This is a genomic window from Mycobacterium haemophilum DSM 44634 (assembly GCF_000340435.2).
GTDB lineage: Bacteria > Actinomycetota > Actinomycetes > Mycobacteriales > Mycobacteriaceae > Mycobacterium > Mycobacterium haemophilum.
On record NZ_CP011883.2, the window covers coordinates 615,586 to 630,114 of the forward strand.

Sequence of the window (14,529 nt, forward strand, 5' to 3'; positions counted from 1 at the left end):
TCCTTTAGTCTTGTGCATGCCGCTCGTAGGCCCAGCGCTCCAGCCGCTCCTGCAGCAGTACCAGGCCAAGCCCAGCCAATGGCGTGACCGCCGAAAGGCAGACCAGCAGCGCCAACATCTCAAACCTCCCAAAACCTTTCAGTGATAAGACGAGTGGCTTGGGCAAGAAGTTCACCGCGCGGCTGGCAAAGTTCGCGTACGGCTAGGATGACATCCAGTCCAGCTCGCCGGGTAGCTGCTCTCGCCAATACGAAATGTCGTGCCCGCCCGGGGAGAAGCTTCCCGCCGGTGGCGTTTTCAGTTGGTTGACGAATTGGCGGGTGGCGAAATAGAAGCGGTCGCTGGTGCCGCAGTCCACCCGCAGGGGGATCGACGACAGCGCCGGCAGGCCCACCACGCTGTGTTGCACCCAATCGTCGTAGCTGTCAAACGCGCCGGGGGTGCTGCCGGTGAATGAAGTGAACAACGCCGGGCTGATCGCGCAAATCCCGGCGGTCCGCGACGGCCCCAGCCGGGCACCCAGCAGCAGCGCCCCGTATCCGCCCATTGACCAGCCCAGGAAGCCGACCCGGGAAGTGTCCATGCCCATTGAGGACAGCATCGGCAGGAGCTCGTCGAGCACCATTGCGCCGGAGTCCACGCCGGACGCACGTCGGTGCCAGTAGGTATCACCACCATCGACGCCGACCACGGCGAATGGCGGTCGGCCCGCCTTGATCAGTTGGGCGAGCGTGCCCTCCACGCCGGCGTCGAGCATCATGTCCGCGTTGCTGCCCTTGCCGTGCAACGCAATCACCGGACGCAGCACCCCGGTCTTGCCCGGCGGCAAAGCGACAACCCAATTGGTCTTGACGCCGCCGCGAGCCGCTGAGATGAACGAGCCGGTCAGCCTGGTGGGTAGGGCGTTACCCGCCGTCACGGGCTCAAACGGGGCGGGAGCCAGGGGTTGCGGCGCCGCTTGCGGTTCGAGCGGATCCAGGATGGCGCCCAACGCCCACACGCCAGCGGCCGCAGCGCTAGCGCCGGCGCCCATGCGTAATACCGCGCGGCGGTTCAGGTCAGGCACGGCCGTCATAATGCCGCGACGGCCGAGCCTTGTCGGCCGAGCCACGCCGCACCCGAGGACAATGTGATCTACCTGGCACCGCAGGGTCTGCAGAGGCAGTGATCCGCAGTTCGACACCTGATCGGCGGCCAGCCGATGGTTCACATGTCGTTAACTCAATGGACACCTTTTAGGCCGCCTAAGGCCTGGTATAGGGTCTGCGACATGTCATCGCAGCCCAACGGTCACCTGAATTCGCGGTCCCGCAACACGCCCCGCCCGACGGGTGTGCGTTTCCTGGCTGCGGCCGCGGTGGTTGTTCTTGTCGCGGCGTGCTCGCACGGGTCCAAGGCCCCGAGCGCGGGACCGGTCACGGCGACACCGATCCACCATCTCGTGGTTATCTTCCAAGAGAACATCTCCTTTGACCACTACTTCGGAACCTATCCTCATGCCGCCAACACCGATGGTCAGCCATTCACGGCCAAACCCGGCACCCCTGCGGTCAATGGTCTGACCCCAGACTTGTTGACGCACAACCCGAACTCGGCGCAGCCGATACGTCTGGGTGGACTGGGTCAGCAGCTGACCTGCGATCAGCGTCACGAATACCAAACCGAGCAGTTGTCCTCCAATGGCGGTGCGATGGACCGGTTCGTCGAACACGACGAGGGTGCCCCCTGCGTACCGCCGTTCTTCAGCACTCCCGGCCTGGTGATGTCCTACTACGACGGCAACTCGGTGACCGCGCTGTGGAATTACGCCCAGCGGTACTCGATGAGCGACAACTTCCACGGCACCATCTTCGGCCCTTCTACGCCTGGTCATATCAACCTGGTGTCGGGTCAAACCCATGGAATAACAACCAAATACACGCCGGACGGGAGACCGTTCCCGCCCCGTGCGGTCATCGACGACGCCGGCAACGGACAAGGCACCCTGATCGCAGATCCGCAACCGTTAGGTGATGATTGCTCCAGCCAGGAGCAGGTTCAGTTCAGCGCCGATAACAAGAACATCGGTGACTTGCTCAACGCGAAGGGCGTCACCTGGGGCTACTTTCAAGGCGGCTTCAAACCCACTAGCCGCAAGCCTGACGGCACGGCGGTGTGCGGCGCGACGCACAACATCGGTGAGATCCTGGGCGGCACCGGCAAGACCGGAGCATTGCCGTTCGGCACCAGAACCGACTACCTGCCCCACCACGAGCCGTTTCAGTACTACCCATCCACGGCCAACCCGCATCACTTGCCGCCGAGCGCGACCGACAAGATCGGCTTCACCGATCAGGCCAACCACCAATACGATCTCTCAGACTTTTGGGCCGCCGCCGATGGGGGGCATCTGCCATCGGTGAGCATTCTGAAACCGCCGGGCTACCAAGATGCGCACGCCGGTTATTCTGATCCGCTCGACGAACAGCAGTTCCTCGTTGAAACGGTCAACCATCTGCAGAAACTCCCGGAATGGCGGGACATGGCCATTGTCATCGCCTATGACGACTCCGACGGCTGGTACGACCACCAGCCCCCGGTGATCGTATCGCCTTCCGCCACAGCCGAAGACGCTCTGGACGGCCCAGGTAAATGCGGCGATGCGGGCGGGGCACCCATCGTCTACCAAGGACGGTGCGGGTATGGCCCGCGGCTACCGCTGTTGGTGATATCACCTTATGCCAAAACAAATTTCGTGGACCACACGCTTACTGACCAAAGTTCAATCACTCGGTTCATCGAAGACAACTGGAGCACCGGCCGCATTGGCGATCACTCGTTCGACGAGCGCGCCGGTGTACTGGACGGAATGTTTGATTTCAAGGGCCCGACCCAACCGACGGTGACGCTCGACGCCCATACCGGAAACCCGCAATAGCGCTAGCGCAGCTAAACCGGCAGGATCTGATCCCGCCGGCTTCGATAGCTCTACATTGGACGCTCCCGAGTGGTGCCTCGCCCCCTAATGTGCTGTGGTTAGACACCAGCACTAGGTGGCGGGGCGCGCCAGGAGGACCCACGAAATGGCAAGCCATGGGTAGTCCATCGGAGCTGCGCCAAGGTCTGTCGCAGCGTCAGCTCAACATGATCGCCATCGGCGGCGTGATTGGCGCTGGGTTGTTTGTCGGGTCTGGCGTGGTAATCCATGCGGCCGGCCCGGCCGCGTTCCTGACCTACGCGGTGTGCGGTGTGCTGATCATTCTGGTGATGCGGATGCTCGGTGAGATGGCTGCCGCGAACCCCCGCACGGGATCGTTCGCTGACTATGCGGGACAAGCCCTCGGCGGCTGGGCCGGCTTCTCGGTTGGCTGGCTGTATTGGTATTTCTGGGTAATCGTGGTCGGATTCGAGGCCGTCGCCGGCGGGAAGGTCATCACCTACTGGTTTCATGCGCCGTTGTGGTTGCCCGCGCTGGTCCTGATGGTCATGATGACCGTGACCAACCTGTTCTCCGTCGCATCCTATGGGGAGTTCGAATTCTGGTTCGCCGGAATCAAAGTCGCTACCATTGTGGCTTTTCTGGGCGCCGGCACATTGTTCGTCCTCGGGCTGTGGCCAGATCGTCAGCTGGATTTGTCCAACCTCGGTTCGCATGGCGGATTCTTCCCGAATGGGGTGGGGGCCGTCTTTGCCGCCATCGTGGTCGCGATCTTCTCCATGGTCGGCGCGGAAATCGCTACCATCGCCGCCGCCGAAACCCCCAACTCGGAGCGCGCGGTGCAGCGCGCGACCAACACCGTGGTCGCCCGCATCGTGGTGTTCTTCGTCGGTTCGGTCTTTCTACTGGTTGTGCTGCTGCCGTGGGACTCTGTGCAGGTCGGTGCCTCGCCCTACGTGGCTGCGTTCAAGCGGATGCGCATTCCCGGTGCGGATCAAATCATGAATGCGGTGGTGCTGACCGCCGTACTGTCTTGCTTGAATTCGGGCTTATACACCGCGTCGCGCATGCTATTCGTGCTCGCCGGCCGCCGAGAGGCACCGGCTCAGCTGGTCAAGCTCAGCCGGCGCGGGGTCCCCTACGTTGCGATCTTGTGCTCGTCGGTGGTGGGTTTCGGCTGTGTCGTGATGGCCTGGCTCTCGCCCGGCACGGTGTTCGCCTTCCTGCTCGACTCGTCAGGCGCCGTCGTCCTATTCGTCTACATGTTGATTGCACTTTCCCAAATCGTTCTTCGTCGTAGGACGCCTCCGGATAAGCTTCTGGTCAAAATGTGGTTCTTCCCATGGCTTTCCATCCTTACCGTCGCCGGCATCGTGGGTGTGCTGGTACAGATGGCGTTCGACCGTGGCGCGCACACCCAACTCTGGCTCAGCCTGTTGTCGTGGGCTGTCGTGATTGCGTTGTACTTCCTCGTCAAGTGGCGGCGGGGCTCGGCCGCCCGCCAACTGCCAGCCGGTGGCAGGGCCGAGAGGCTTGCCGGTGGTCAACGAAATCGCTTTGGGCGCTGAGGTATTCGCAGCCCATCTGAGGCGTCCGGGCGGCCAAAGTCCCGCGGTATCTCACGGCCGGCGAAACTATGATCGTGCCCACGCCGTTGTTTATCGGGCACGGTATGCATCTGCGCGGTTGAACACACCAACTACGGTGACGTGCTGCACCTCGTCATCGATCCGGTACTTGTCGGCAGCGAACGCCACGGATTCGGAAAGTTGTTCGGCTAGTTTCTTTTTCGCGATCGGCGCGATTATCAGCTGGTATCGCCGGTCGGTCACGTCCTAGCTCGGCGTGCTTGCATTGCTGCGGCAAGGCTGTCCTGGTTCTCGCCTTCACCGCGGGCTACCAATTCCGACAGATGAGCCTTTGCCTCTGCTAGTGAGTTGACCTGGCGCGAAATGACGCTGATTGTCTGGTCCGAGGTAGCTGGGCCTGGTAGTGGGCAGAGCTGCGTTTACGCACCCAATCCCCTCCATGGTGGCCTGCTTCACCGCTCACTTGAGTAGTCCTTTCAAACCTGAGCAATCGTTGTGCGCATCTTTGTCGGCGGCCTTCAAGATGTCGTTGAGTTCCTGATTTTCTGTTGAGTCAATCCATTCAGACCAACAGCGCCGAACTTCTGCAGTCAAATCATGGATGTATTCATTTAGGTAGCGTCCATCGCTCAAGGTATTTTGAACCTTACCGCTCTGATCGCGCGCACTCTCTAAATGCATAACATATCGTTCAAGTGGCGCTTTAATTTTATTGCGGTAGGCGGTGGATCCGATCCTGCCCGGAACCTTGCCTATCTCGGTATCTGCATGCTCCACGAACGCATTTAATAGGTTTCGCGAATACAAGTACACTGAATCTTTGAAGTAGTTGACGATGTTGCCGAATCTGTCTGTATCGCTTGATGCGGCGTTGTCGTGAGCTTCGATGAATGCCACGATTTTATCCGCGCCAAGCAAAAGCCGTAGTTCATATCCCAGGTCCACAAGCCTGAGTGGTTGACCGCTCATTTGTCGATCCCGCCTGACTTACGCGTACCCGATGCGATGCTTGCAGGGGTAGGCCCGTTGCAGAATCTTGCCGGGGAGCGCGCCGTCTTTTTCGGTGCGGCCTGTGTGCCTACGCGAACCAGCCGGAACGGGCCATCAGGGTTAACCTTGCTGCTGCAGTCGTCGCAAATGTTCTTCCAAGACATGTGGACCGCCTTTATTAAAGCCAGTCGGGGAGCTTGCATATCTGCTGGCTCGAGCTGTCCGTAGGCTGTACAAAACAGTATATGTCTGATTTATGCTGGTATGCAATGGTTCAAAGAAGTAGCTGAAACCGTTAGCGAACGAGCGAATACGCAACCCGGTATGTCATCGCAGGCACCGCCGTCGGACCGATTAATCCAAGTCAATTTTGACCTCCATTTGTAAAGCGCCGATCCCTTGGCTGCATTTCAATGCGCCTATGCCGGGGAAGCGTAGGCGGCGTCGTCCGTCCACTCGTCGTCCGTCGGGAATGGAACCGCCCATTCCTTGAGCGTGGACGCGATGTAGGGCACGTCCAACTGCCCCTCCGCGACGTCAACGACAAGGCCGACAACTTGACTATCATCAACGTGGGAACCGATGGTGTAACCGTTGAGGTGGTAGAAGACCGCTGTTGCGGCCCACGCGGTGCGCTTGTTTCCGTCGACGAACGGATGATTTCGGGCCAAGCTGTGCAACAGAGCGGCCGCTTTCTCGTGCAGCGACGGATATGCGTCGTCGCCGAACGCAGTGGCCTGGGGCCGCAGGACCGCGGCCTCTAGGAGGCCGAAGTCCCTCAGCAGGTCAGGGCCGACGAACCGCGCGTTGAATTGCTCCACGTCGGCGGCGGTCAGCCACATTGTCATCAGAGATGTTCCAACTTCTCGAACGCGACGGCGTGCTGTTGAAGCACCCTTTCGAAGGCGCCTCGCACCATGTCGGTGCGGGCGTTGGCCTTCAGGAATTCGACCAGTGCTTGTTTGATGACCTCATTGGCGGACGTGCCGGTGACAAAGGCGTAATTCTTCAATGCGTCTGCCAGTTCTATTGGCAGACGCAGAGTCAGGCCCGTGGTCTTCGTTGTCATGACACCATGATGTCATAGTGTGCCGGCAGGTGTTCATGTGTACCTACCAGCGCAGGCTGGTCTTTTGGGCCGCCCGCCTGAGCCGACGCGTACTCGGCGTTCAGCGCATTCCGATATGCGACCCAGCGTCGGTGGTTGCGATTTTTTCGAATTTCGCAGACCATGGGTCTATGACTACCAGCACTCGTGAGAAAGGAACTGTCCTTCCGCCGGAAGACATGCGTGAGCTTCTGGATCTGTCGAAGTTCCTGGAGCGGCACACTGAACCAGCAGCATTGCTCGGACCAGACGGTGAGCAAACTCCGCTTCCGTTGGAAATCTATGACGTGCTCGTCCGTGTCGTCGCCGCGATGCGGAAGCAGCGAGGCGTCACCATCGTCCCGGTGGAGCAACTATTGACCACGCAGCAGGCTGCTGACCTGCTCGGTATCAGTCGTCCGACGCTGGTAAAGCTTATTGATGAGGGCAAGCTGAAGGATGACAAGCCCAGCGGTAGTCGCCATCGGCGTCTGCGGTTGAGTGAGGTGTTGGACTACCAGAAGCGTCGCAGTGCCGAGCGAAGCGAACTGCTTACCAAGCTTGTCACGGACGCCGAGGAAGACAGCCTTTACGAGATTCCGGCCCAACAGTTCCAAGAAGCTGTTCGTGCGGCGCGGGCAGAGCGGCGCAAAAAGGGCTGATGTCCGGTTTCCGAGTGGTGCTGGATACATGCGTGCATGGTCCCTATCGTCAAAGCGGATCTGCTGTTAACACTCGCCCGGAGGGGCGCATTCCACCCACTGTGGAGTGACGCCATCATGGCTGAGTTATCACGCGCGATGGACTACCCGACCCTGATGATCGCCATGTAGTTGCCGCGGCCGTGCGCGGAAATGCGGCGGCGATCGTCACGGATGACGATAAGCACTTTCCAGATGATGTCCTTGAGCCGTGGGGCTTCATGCCGTCACTGCAGACGAATTCCTGCTCGACGCACTCGATCTCAGCAAGAGCGGAATGCTTAGCTGCCTGATCGAAATGGTCGAGAAGCGGAACCACCCGCCAGTAAGTGTCGAAGACATCCTCGCCTCACTGCTGCGCGCAGGCGCTGGAGAGTTCGCCCGCGAAGTTCTCTCACTCCTCAATGACGATTAGGTGTTTCACGATGATGACGTTGACAATTCGTCGGCCCCCGGGCGATGAATCTCTATGCAAGAGAGGCGATGGCTGCGATGGCGAAGGTGCGCTGGTTTTTGGCGGCGCCAGAGATCGCCAACGAGTCCGGTGGGTCCAGCAGGAGGCTATAGGTTTAGCGGAGGCCGGGAATCGATATTTCCTGGTGACCGCACGACCACCTGCGCCACAAAATCTTTGCTCGCAGCGCCGACTGGGGGGATCGTGATCGAGCAGGTAACGAGTCTGCTCGTGCTCACCCAGTCTGCGTCAGCAGCACCGCCTGCTCAAACGGCAGCCTGGCGAAAAGCCACCGGCCGATGCGTACGTGCTGGGCAGCTTCGGCTTTCGTGACGACCTGGGGGTCGGTGACGCCGTAGCTTTTGCCGCTGCGGCGCATCCGCCCGCCTCCTGCGGCGGTGATGTTCTTCAACCAGTCCCGGTCGGGGCCGTAAGTCAGCAGGATTGCAAACTCAGGCTGCCCATTGACGTCGGCGCGAAACACCACCAACGGTGTGCGGTAAGCCTTGCCGGATCGCCGCCCGACGTGCTCGAGAATGCCGTGCAGGGGCAGCCAGCCAGCCCACAGCCGCTGAATGGGGTTGGTGACGTGCCGGTTAAACCGGGCGAGCCATTGGGGTAGTTGCATGCCGTTATCCAACTCGTCGGCTTGGGCCGACCTCAAGTCTTACACCCTGTAGTTCAACGAGTCGCGGAGGCTGGAACACTGGTCGTCATGGCCAGTACTGACCAGGCAACCGCACCGGCCGGCCCAGCCGTCAGCATCTCGGCGCAGCTGTTCGAGGATGCCTGCGCCGTCATTCCCGGTGGGGTGAATTCCCCGGTACGCGCCTTCTCGGCGGTCGGCGGCACCCCGCGCTTCATCACCGAAGCGCGCGGCTGCTGGCTCACCGACGCCGACGGTAACCGCTACGTCGACCTGGTCTGCTCGTGGGGGCCGATGATCCTCGGCCATGCGCATCCCGCCGTGGTCGACGCCGTCGCCACGGCCGCCGCCTCCGGGTTGTCGTTCGGGGCGCCGACGCCGGCGGAGACGCAGCTGGCCGCCGAGATCATCGGGCGGGTGGCGCCCGTCGAGCGGATACGGCTGGTGAACTCCGGCACCGAAGCCACCATGAGCGCGGTCCGGTTGGCCCGCGGATTCACCGGCCGGGCCAAGATCATCAAGTTCTCCGGCTGCTATCACGGCCATGTGGACGCGCTGCTGGCTGACGCGGGCTCTGGGGTGGCGACGCTGGGCCTGCCATCCTCGCCGGGGGTTACCGGCGCCGCCGCGGCTGACACAATTGTGTTGCCCTACAACGACATCGATGCCGTTCGGCAGACGTTCGCCCAGTTGGGGGACCAGATCGCCGGGGTGATCACCGAAGCCAGTCCCGGCAATATGGGAGTCGTCCCACCCGCACCCGGCTACAACGCGGCGCTGCGCGCGATCACGGCCGAGCACGGTGCGCTACTGATCATCGACGAGGTGATGACCGGTTTCCGGGTCAGCCGAAGTGGTTGGTACGGACTCGATCCGGTCGCCGCTGACCTGTTTACCTTCGGCAAGGTCATGAGCGGCGGAATGCCGGCCGCCGCGTTCGGCGGGCGCGCCGAGGTGATGCAGCGGCTGGCGCCGCTGGGGCCGGTGTATCAGGCCGGGACGCTGTCGGGTAACCCGGTGGCGATGGCCGCCGGATTGGCAACGTTGCGGGCCGCCGACGACGCGGTCTATGCCGCACTGGATAGCAATGCCGACCGGTTAGTTACGCTGTTGTCCGAGGCGCTCACGGATGCCGGTGTGCCACACCAGATTCCGCGGGCCGGAAATATGTTCAGCGTGTTCTTCTCCGAAACGGCGGTGACCGACTTTGCGTCTGCCCGCAACAGTCAGATCTGGCGTTATCCAGCGTTCTTTCATGCCCTGCTCGACGCGGGCGTCTACCCGCCGTGCAGTGCGTTCGAAGCGTGGTTCGTCTCGGCTGCTCTCGACGACGACGCGTTCGGCCGTATCGCTGATGCGCTGCCTGCCGCGGCCGCAGCCGCCGCCCGAAAGCGGAAGTCCTGATGGCCGAGCAAACCCGGGTTCACGTGGTGCGTCACGGCGAGGTGGACAACCCCACAGGAATCCTCTACGGCCGGCTCGCCGGATTCGGCCTGTCTGAGACGGGCAGAGCGCAAGCGGCCGCGGTCGCCGCCGCACTAGCCGATCGTGATGTCGTCGCGGTAATCGCCTCCCCGCTGCAGCGGGCGCAGGAGACCGCGGCGCCCATCGCCGAGAAACACAACCTGCCCGTGGACACCGACCCCGATCTGATCGAATCGGTCAATTTCTTCGAGGGGCGGCGCGTCGGCCCCGGAGACGGCGCTTGGCGGGACCCGCGGGTGTGGTGGCAGCTGCGTAACCCGTTCACCCCGTCGTGGGGGGAGTCCTACGTCGAGATCGCGGCCCGGATGACGACCGCGATGGAGAAGGCACGCGCCCGCGGCGCCGGCCATGAGGTGGTGTGCGTCAGCCATCAACTGCCGGTGTGGACGCTGCGGCTACACCTGACCGGCAAGCGGCTCTGGCACGATCCGCGGCGCCGAGACTGCGCGTTGGGCTCGGTGACCACCTTCGTCTACGACGGTGACCGGCTGGTCGACGTGCAGTATTCCCAGCCGGCGGGCACTTGATCGCGCCGGTGACGATGCAGAGCGAAGCGATGCGGAGGAGTGGCGCCATGATCATCTGGCGGCTGGCGATCGTCGGGGCAGTGTTGGTGACGTTGGTGACGCTGCTCGCGGGCTGTTCGGGTCGCGATGCGGTAGTCCACGGCGGCACCTTCGAATTCGTTTCGCCCGGCGGCAAGACCGACATCTTCTACGATCCGCCCGCGAGCCGCGGCCGCCCGGGGCCGCTTTCCGGGCCGGACCTGATGGATCCGGCGCGCACGCTGTCGCTGGACGCGGAACCCTTTGCGGGCCAGGTCGTCGTCATCAACGTGTGGGGCCAATGGTGCGGGCCTTGCCGGGCCGAGGTGACCCAATTGCAGCAGGTCTATGACGCCACGCGGAGATCCGGAGTGTCCTCGGTGTCTTTTCTAGGCATCGATGTCCGCGATAACAACCGCCAGGCGGCTCAGGATTTCGTCAACGACCGCCATGTCACGTTCCCGTCGATCTATGACCCGGCGATGCGGACCCTGATTGCTTTCGGCGGCAAATACCCGACCACCGTGATCCCATCCACGTTGGTGCTGGACCGTCAGCACCGGGTCGCGGCGGTATTTCTGCGGGAATTGCTCGCCGGGGATTTGCAACCCGTGGTGGCGCGGCTGGCCCAGGAAGCCGGTCAATGACCGGCTTCACCGAGATTGCCGCTGCGGGACCGCTGCTGGTGGCACTAGGGGTGTGTGTGCTGGCGGGGCTGGTGTCGTTCGCCTCGCCGTGTGTGGTGCCGCTAGTGCCTGGTTACCTGTCGTATCTGGCGGCGGTCGTCGGGGTCGACGGTGTCTCTGACGAAGAGGCGCTCCCAGGGTCGGGCGCGATCAAAGCCCCACCCGCCGCCCGGTGGCGGGTGGCGGGGTCTGCGGCGCTGTTTGTTGCCGGGTTCACCACGGTGTTCGTGCTGGACACCGTCGCCGTCCTGGGGATGACCACCATGCTGACCACCAATCAGGTGCTGCTGCAGCGGGTCGGAGGCGTGCTGACCATTGTGATGGGGCTGGTGTTCGTGGGCTTGATCCCGACCTTGCAGCGCCAAGCCCGGTTCAGTCCGCGGCAGTTGACGACGGTGGCGGGCGCGCCGGTGCTCGGCGCCGTATTCGCGCTCGGCTGGACGCCGTGCCTCGGGCCGACGTTGAGCGGAGTAATTACCGTCGCCGCGACCACCGACGGCGCCAATGTGATGCGTGGAATCGTGCTGGTGATCGCCTACTGCCTGGGCCTCGGAATCCCGTTCGTCTTGCTAGCGTTCGGTTCGGCGCGGGCGGTGGCCGGCTTGGGGTGGCTGCGACAACACAGCCGGGCCATCCAAGTCTTTGGTGGCATGCTGCTGATTGCGATCGGTGCGGCACTGATCGCCGGGGTGTGGGATGACTTCGTTTCGTGGCTGCGGGATGCCGTCGTCAGCGACGTGAGGGTGTCGATTTGACGCAGGTTCTCACGCGGCTGCTGGCCTGGGTGCGTAACATGTGGCGCGCGCTGACCTCGATGGGCACCGCGCTGGTGCTGCTGTTTTTGCTTGCGCTTGGCGCCATACCCGGTGCGCTGCTGCCGCAGCGCAGCCTCAACGCCGGCAAGGTCGACGACTACCTGGCTGCTCACTCGATAATTGGGCCGTGGCTGAACCGGTTGCAGGCCTTCGACGTGTTCTCCAGCTTCTGGTTCACCGCCATCTACGCGCTGCTGTTCGTATCCCTGGTCGGTTGCCTGACCCCGCGGATGATCGAGCATGCCCGCAGCCTGCGCGCCACGCCGGTGGCGGCCCCACGCAACCTGGCCCGGCTGCCCAAACACGCCAGCTGTGCGGCCATCGGTGATGCCGAGACCCTGGCACGCGTCATCGCCGGTCGGCTGCGCGGCTGGCGCACGGCCACCCGCACTCACGACGGCGCTGTCTCCGAAACGGTAGAGGTGTCCGCTGAGAAGGGCTACCTGCGTGAATTCGGCAACCTGGTCTTTCACTTCTCGCTGCTGGGTCTGCTGGTTGCGGTGGCCGTCGGCAAGCTGTTCGGTTACGAGGGCAATGTTGTTGTCATCGCCGACGGCGGCCCCGGTTTCTGCTCAGCATCGCCGGCCGCGTTCGACTCGTTTCGCGCCGGCAACACCGTCGACGGCACGTCGTTGCACCAGCTGTGCATTCGGGTCAACGACTTTGCGGCGCAGTACTTGCCCTCGGGACAGGCCACCTCGTTCGCCGCGGATATTGACTATCAGGATGGCCACGATCTGACGGTGAATAGTTGGCGGCCCTACCGGCTGGAGGTCAACCACCCACTGCGCATCGGCGGTGACCGGGTGTACTTGCAGGGCCACGGCTACGCGCCCACCTTCACCGTGACCTTCCCCGACGGGCAGACGCGCACGTCGACCGTGCAATGGCGACCCGACAACCCGCAGACGCTGCTGTCGTCGGGCGTGGCACGCATCGACCCGCCCGCGGGCAGCTATCCCAACGCGAGCGAGCGTCGTCAACACGAGATCGCGATCCAGGGCCTATTGGCACCGACCGAGCAGCTCGACGGCACCCTATTGTCGTCGCGTTTCCCGGCGCTGAACGCCCCTGCGGTAGCCATCGACATCTACCGCGGCGACACCGGCCTGGACAGCGGGCGCCCGCAGTCATTGTTCACCCTGGATCCCCGGCTGATCGATCAGGGCCGGCTGACCAAAGAGAAACGGGTCAATCTGCGCGCCGGTGAACAGGTCCGGCTTGACCTAGGTCCGGGGGCGGGCACCGTGGTCCGCTTTGACGGGGCCGTGCCGTTCGTCAATCTGCAGGTGTCGCATGATCCCGGCCAGGCTTGGGTGCTTGTTTTCGCCATCGCGATGATGGCCGGGCTGGTGGTGTCGCTGGTGGTGCGTCGTCGCCGGGTGTGGGTCAGGCTCACGATGGCTGGTCGCGAGGAGGCCGGTACGGTGAATGTCGAACTAGGCGGCTTGGCGCGCACCGACAATTCCGGGTGGGGCGACGAATTCGAGCGATTGACGGAGCGGCTAATGGCCGGGCTCGGCGAGCCCGTCGCGGCTGACCGGACGCCCGCAGCCATAAGGAGTTCTCAGGTGGACGTCAAATGAACACTCTGCACGTCAACATCGGCCTGGCGCGCTACTCCGACTGGGCGTTCACCTCGGCCGTGGTGGCGCTGGTGGTCGCCCTGCTGCTGCTGGCTTACGAGCTGGCGTACGTTGGCGGCCGCCGGGTAGACAACTACGCGCGGCTGTCCCCCGCAAGCGGGAGGTGCCCCCAGACCGGGGCGCAAAATAGTGTCGCCGCCGACAGCGCCACCCCCGGCATCGTGATGGACGCCCCGCAACGGCCGTTCGACGAACGTGTCGGGCGGGCCGGGTTGGCCGTGGCCTACCTCGGCATCGGTCTGCTGCTGGCGTGCATCGTGCTGCGCGGCCTGGCCACCCTGCGGGTGCCCTGGGGCAATATGTACGAATTCATCAACCTGACCTGCTTTTCCGGGCTGGTCGCCGGCGCGATCGTGCTGCGCCGCCGGCAGTATCGCCCGCTGTGGGTTTTCTTGCTGGTGCCGGTGCTGATCCTGCTCACGATTTCCGGGCGCTGGCTCTACGCCAATGCCGCACCGGTGATGCCGGCGCTGCAGTCCTACTGGCTGCCCATCCACGTGTCCGTGGTCAGCCTCGGCTCGGGGGTGTTCCTGGTCGCTGGCATCGCCAGCATCTTGTTCCTGCTGCGCACCTCGCGGCTGGCGGACCCCGACCCCGAAGACGCTGAGCGCAGTGAATACGCGCTGGCCCGACTGGTGCGGCGATTCCCCGACGCACAGACCCTGGACCGGATCGCCTATCGAACGACGATCTTTGCGTTTCCGGTGTTTGGTTTCGGGGTGATCTTCGGTGCGATCTGGGCCGAGGAAGCCTGGGGCAGGTACTGGGGTTGGGATCCCAAGGAGACGGTTTCATTTGTCGCGTGGGTGGTATACGCAGCTTATCTACACGCCAGGTCAACCGCGGGATGGCGGGACAGGAGGGCAGCGTGGATCAACGTGGTCGGGTTTGTGGCCATGGTCTTCAACCTGTTTTTCGTTAACCTGGTGACGGTAGGCCTGCATTCGTATGCGGGAGTGGGCTGACGA

The 14,529-nt window shown here is 63.1% G+C and carries 17 protein-coding genes; 10 read left to right on the forward strand and 7 right to left on the reverse strand.

Translation table 11 applies throughout. From position 1 onward, the window contains the following. Nucleotides 1–4 precede the first annotated feature (4 nt). Nucleotides 5–166, reverse strand: coding sequence for a hypothetical protein (locus B586_RS20685; protein ID WP_156166284.1), 162 nt, complete (start codon nt 164–166; stop codon nt 5–7). A 36-nt stretch (nt 167–202) separates the two neighbouring features. Next, nucleotides 203–1,075 carry an alpha/beta hydrolase gene (locus tag B586_RS02915; protein WP_047313795.1) on the reverse strand — a complete coding sequence of 291 codons (873 nt, stop codon included), beginning with the start codon at nt 1,073–1,075 and terminating at the stop codon, nt 203–205. A 195-nt stretch (nt 1,076–1,270) separates the two neighbouring features. On the opposite strand from B586_RS02915, the gene B586_RS02920 reads away from it, so the two are divergent. Together B586_RS02920 and B586_RS02925 are read left to right on the forward strand one after the other, a co-directional pair. Beyond that, nucleotides 1,271–2,917 (forward strand): phospholipase C, encoded by a 1,647-nt coding sequence (locus B586_RS02920; protein WP_082607485.1) that lies wholly within the window; start codon nt 1,271–1,273, stop codon nt 2,915–2,917. 155 nt (nt 2,918–3,072) lie between these two features. Beyond that, complete coding sequence (locus tag B586_RS02925) at nt 3,073–4,485, forward strand: amino acid permease (protein ID WP_082607486.1); 1,413 nt, start codon at nt 3,073–3,075, stop codon at nt 4,483–4,485. A gap of 90 nt (nt 4,486–4,575) precedes the next feature. Here the strand turns inward: B586_RS02925 and B586_RS21265 are convergent, their stop codons facing one another. From B586_RS21265 to B586_RS02940, 4 genes are all read right to left on the reverse strand, one after another. Next, a complete protein-coding gene (locus B586_RS21265; RefSeq protein ID WP_168162499.1) occupies nt 4,576–4,749 on the reverse strand; it encodes a hypothetical protein in 174 nt (57 codons plus the stop codon). Between the two features lie 216 nt (nt 4,750–4,965). Further along, nucleotides 4,966–5,475, reverse strand: coding sequence for a hypothetical protein (locus tag B586_RS02930; protein WP_156406697.1), 510 nt, complete (start codon nt 5,473–5,475; stop codon nt 4,966–4,968). 440 nt (nt 5,476–5,915) lie between these two features. After that, nucleotides 5,916–6,338 carry a type II toxin-antitoxin system death-on-curing family toxin gene (locus B586_RS02935; RefSeq protein WP_054881099.1) on the reverse strand — a complete coding sequence of 141 codons (423 nt, stop codon included), beginning with the start codon at nt 6,336–6,338 and terminating at the stop codon, nt 5,916–5,918. Between the two features lie 5 nt (nt 6,339–6,343). Then, nucleotides 6,344–6,565, reverse strand: a complete 222-nt coding sequence (locus B586_RS02940) for a ribbon-helix-helix domain-containing protein (RefSeq protein ID WP_054880725.1) — start codon at nt 6,563–6,565, stop codon at nt 6,344–6,346. Nucleotides 6,566–6,735: 170 nt separating this feature from the next. Between B586_RS02940 and B586_RS02945 the strand changes: the two genes are divergently transcribed. Together B586_RS02945 and B586_RS02950 are read left to right on the forward strand one after the other, a co-directional pair. Next, nucleotides 6,736–7,245, forward strand: a complete 510-nt coding sequence (locus B586_RS02945) for a helix-turn-helix domain-containing protein (protein WP_054881098.1) — start codon at nt 6,736–6,738, stop codon at nt 7,243–7,245. A gap of 250 nt (nt 7,246–7,495) precedes the next feature. Beyond that, the gene (locus tag B586_RS02950; RefSeq protein ID WP_054880724.1) at nt 7,496–7,699 is read left to right on the forward strand and encodes a VapC50 family PIN domain-containing toxin; all 204 of its coding nucleotides are present in this window, start codon (nt 7,496–7,498) and stop codon (nt 7,697–7,699) included. A 274-nt stretch (nt 7,700–7,973) separates the two neighbouring features. On the opposite strand, the gene B586_RS02955 is transcribed toward B586_RS02950, so the two are convergent. Beyond that, nucleotides 7,974–8,366: a nitroreductase family deazaflavin-dependent oxidoreductase gene (locus B586_RS02955; RefSeq protein ID WP_054880723.1), complete on the reverse strand. Its 393-nt coding sequence runs from the start codon at nt 8,364–8,366 to the stop codon at nt 7,974–7,976. 87 nt (nt 8,367–8,453) lie between these two features. Here B586_RS02955 and hemL point away from each other — a divergent pair, with 87 nt between their 5' ends. Genes hemL through ccsB form a run of 6 tightly spaced genes read left to right on the forward strand, consistent with a single transcriptional unit; the run spans nt 8,454 to nt 14,526 of the window. Beyond that, nucleotides 8,454–9,788, forward strand: coding sequence for a glutamate-1-semialdehyde 2,1-aminomutase (gene hemL, locus B586_RS02960; RefSeq protein WP_047313621.1), 1,335 nt, complete (start codon nt 8,454–8,456; stop codon nt 9,786–9,788). Beyond that, the gene (locus B586_RS02965) at nt 9,788–10,396 is read left to right on the forward strand and encodes a histidine phosphatase family protein (protein WP_047313620.1); all 609 of its coding nucleotides are present in this window, start codon (nt 9,788–9,790) and stop codon (nt 10,394–10,396) included. The genes hemL and B586_RS02965 overlap by 1 nt, the downstream gene beginning before the upstream one ends. Nucleotides 10,397–10,443: 47 nt before the next feature. Then, nucleotides 10,444–11,061: a TlpA disulfide reductase family protein gene (locus B586_RS02970; protein WP_054881097.1), complete on the forward strand. Its 618-nt coding sequence runs from the start codon at nt 10,444–10,446 to the stop codon at nt 11,059–11,061. Then, nucleotides 11,058–11,855, forward strand: a complete 798-nt coding sequence (locus B586_RS02975) for a cytochrome c biogenesis CcdA family protein (RefSeq protein WP_054880722.1) — start codon at nt 11,058–11,060, stop codon at nt 11,853–11,855. Before B586_RS02970 ends, B586_RS02975 begins: the two co-directional genes overlap by 4 nt. Before the next feature lie 38 nt (nt 11,856–11,893). Then, entirely contained in the window at nt 11,894–13,501 is a 1,608-nt protein-coding gene (locus B586_RS02980) for a cytochrome c biogenesis protein ResB (RefSeq protein WP_082607718.1), read from the forward strand. After that, the gene (gene ccsB / locus B586_RS02985) at nt 13,498–14,526 is read left to right on the forward strand and encodes a c-type cytochrome biogenesis protein CcsB (RefSeq protein ID WP_054880720.1); all 1,029 of its coding nucleotides are present in this window, start codon (nt 13,498–13,500) and stop codon (nt 14,524–14,526) included. Before B586_RS02980 ends, ccsB begins: the two co-directional genes overlap by 4 nt. Nucleotides 14,527–14,529 lie beyond the last annotated feature (3 nt).

Coding starts and splice junctions, on each gene's coding strand:
- B586_RS02955 (WP_054880723.1), bottom strand. CDS start 8,366: ATGCAACTACCCCAATGGCTCGCCCGGTTTAACCGGCACGTCACCAAC.
- B586_RS02965 (WP_047313620.1), top strand. CDS start 9,788: ATGGCCGAGCAAACCCGGGTTCACGTGGTGCGTCACGGCGAGGTGGAC.
- B586_RS02925 (WP_082607486.1), top strand. CDS start 3,073: ATGGGTAGTCCATCGGAGCTGCGCCAAGGTCTGTCGCAGCGTCAGCTC.
- hemL (WP_047313621.1), top strand. CDS start 8,454: ATGGCCAGTACTGACCAGGCAACCGCACCGGCCGGCCCAGCCGTCAGC.
- B586_RS02920 (WP_082607485.1), top strand. CDS start 1,271: ATGTCATCGCAGCCCAACGGTCACCTGAATTCGCGGTCCCGCAACACG.
- B586_RS02935 (WP_054881099.1), bottom strand. CDS start 6,338: ATGTGGCTGACCGCCGCCGACGTGGAGCAATTCAACGCGCGGTTCGTC.
- B586_RS02975 (WP_054880722.1), top strand. CDS start 11,058: ATGACCGGCTTCACCGAGATTGCCGCTGCGGGACCGCTGCTGGTGGCA.
- B586_RS02980 (WP_082607718.1), top strand. CDS start 11,894: ATGTGGCGCGCGCTGACCTCGATGGGCACCGCGCTGGTGCTGCTGTTT.
- B586_RS02945 (WP_054881098.1), top strand. CDS start 6,736: ATGACTACCAGCACTCGTGAGAAAGGAACTGTCCTTCCGCCGGAAGAC.
- B586_RS02940 (WP_054880725.1), bottom strand. CDS start 6,565: ATGACAACGAAGACCACGGGCCTGACTCTGCGTCTGCCAATAGAACTG.
- ccsB (WP_054880720.1), top strand. CDS start 13,498: ATGAACACTCTGCACGTCAACATCGGCCTGGCGCGCTACTCCGACTGG.
- B586_RS02970 (WP_054881097.1), top strand. CDS start 10,444: ATGATCATCTGGCGGCTGGCGATCGTCGGGGCAGTGTTGGTGACGTTG.
- B586_RS02930 (WP_156406697.1), bottom strand. CDS start 5,475: ATGAGCGGTCAACCACTCAGGCTTGTGGACCTGGGATATGAACTACGG.
- B586_RS02915 (WP_047313795.1), bottom strand. CDS start 1,075: ATGACGGCCGTGCCTGACCTGAACCGCCGCGCGGTATTACGCATGGGC.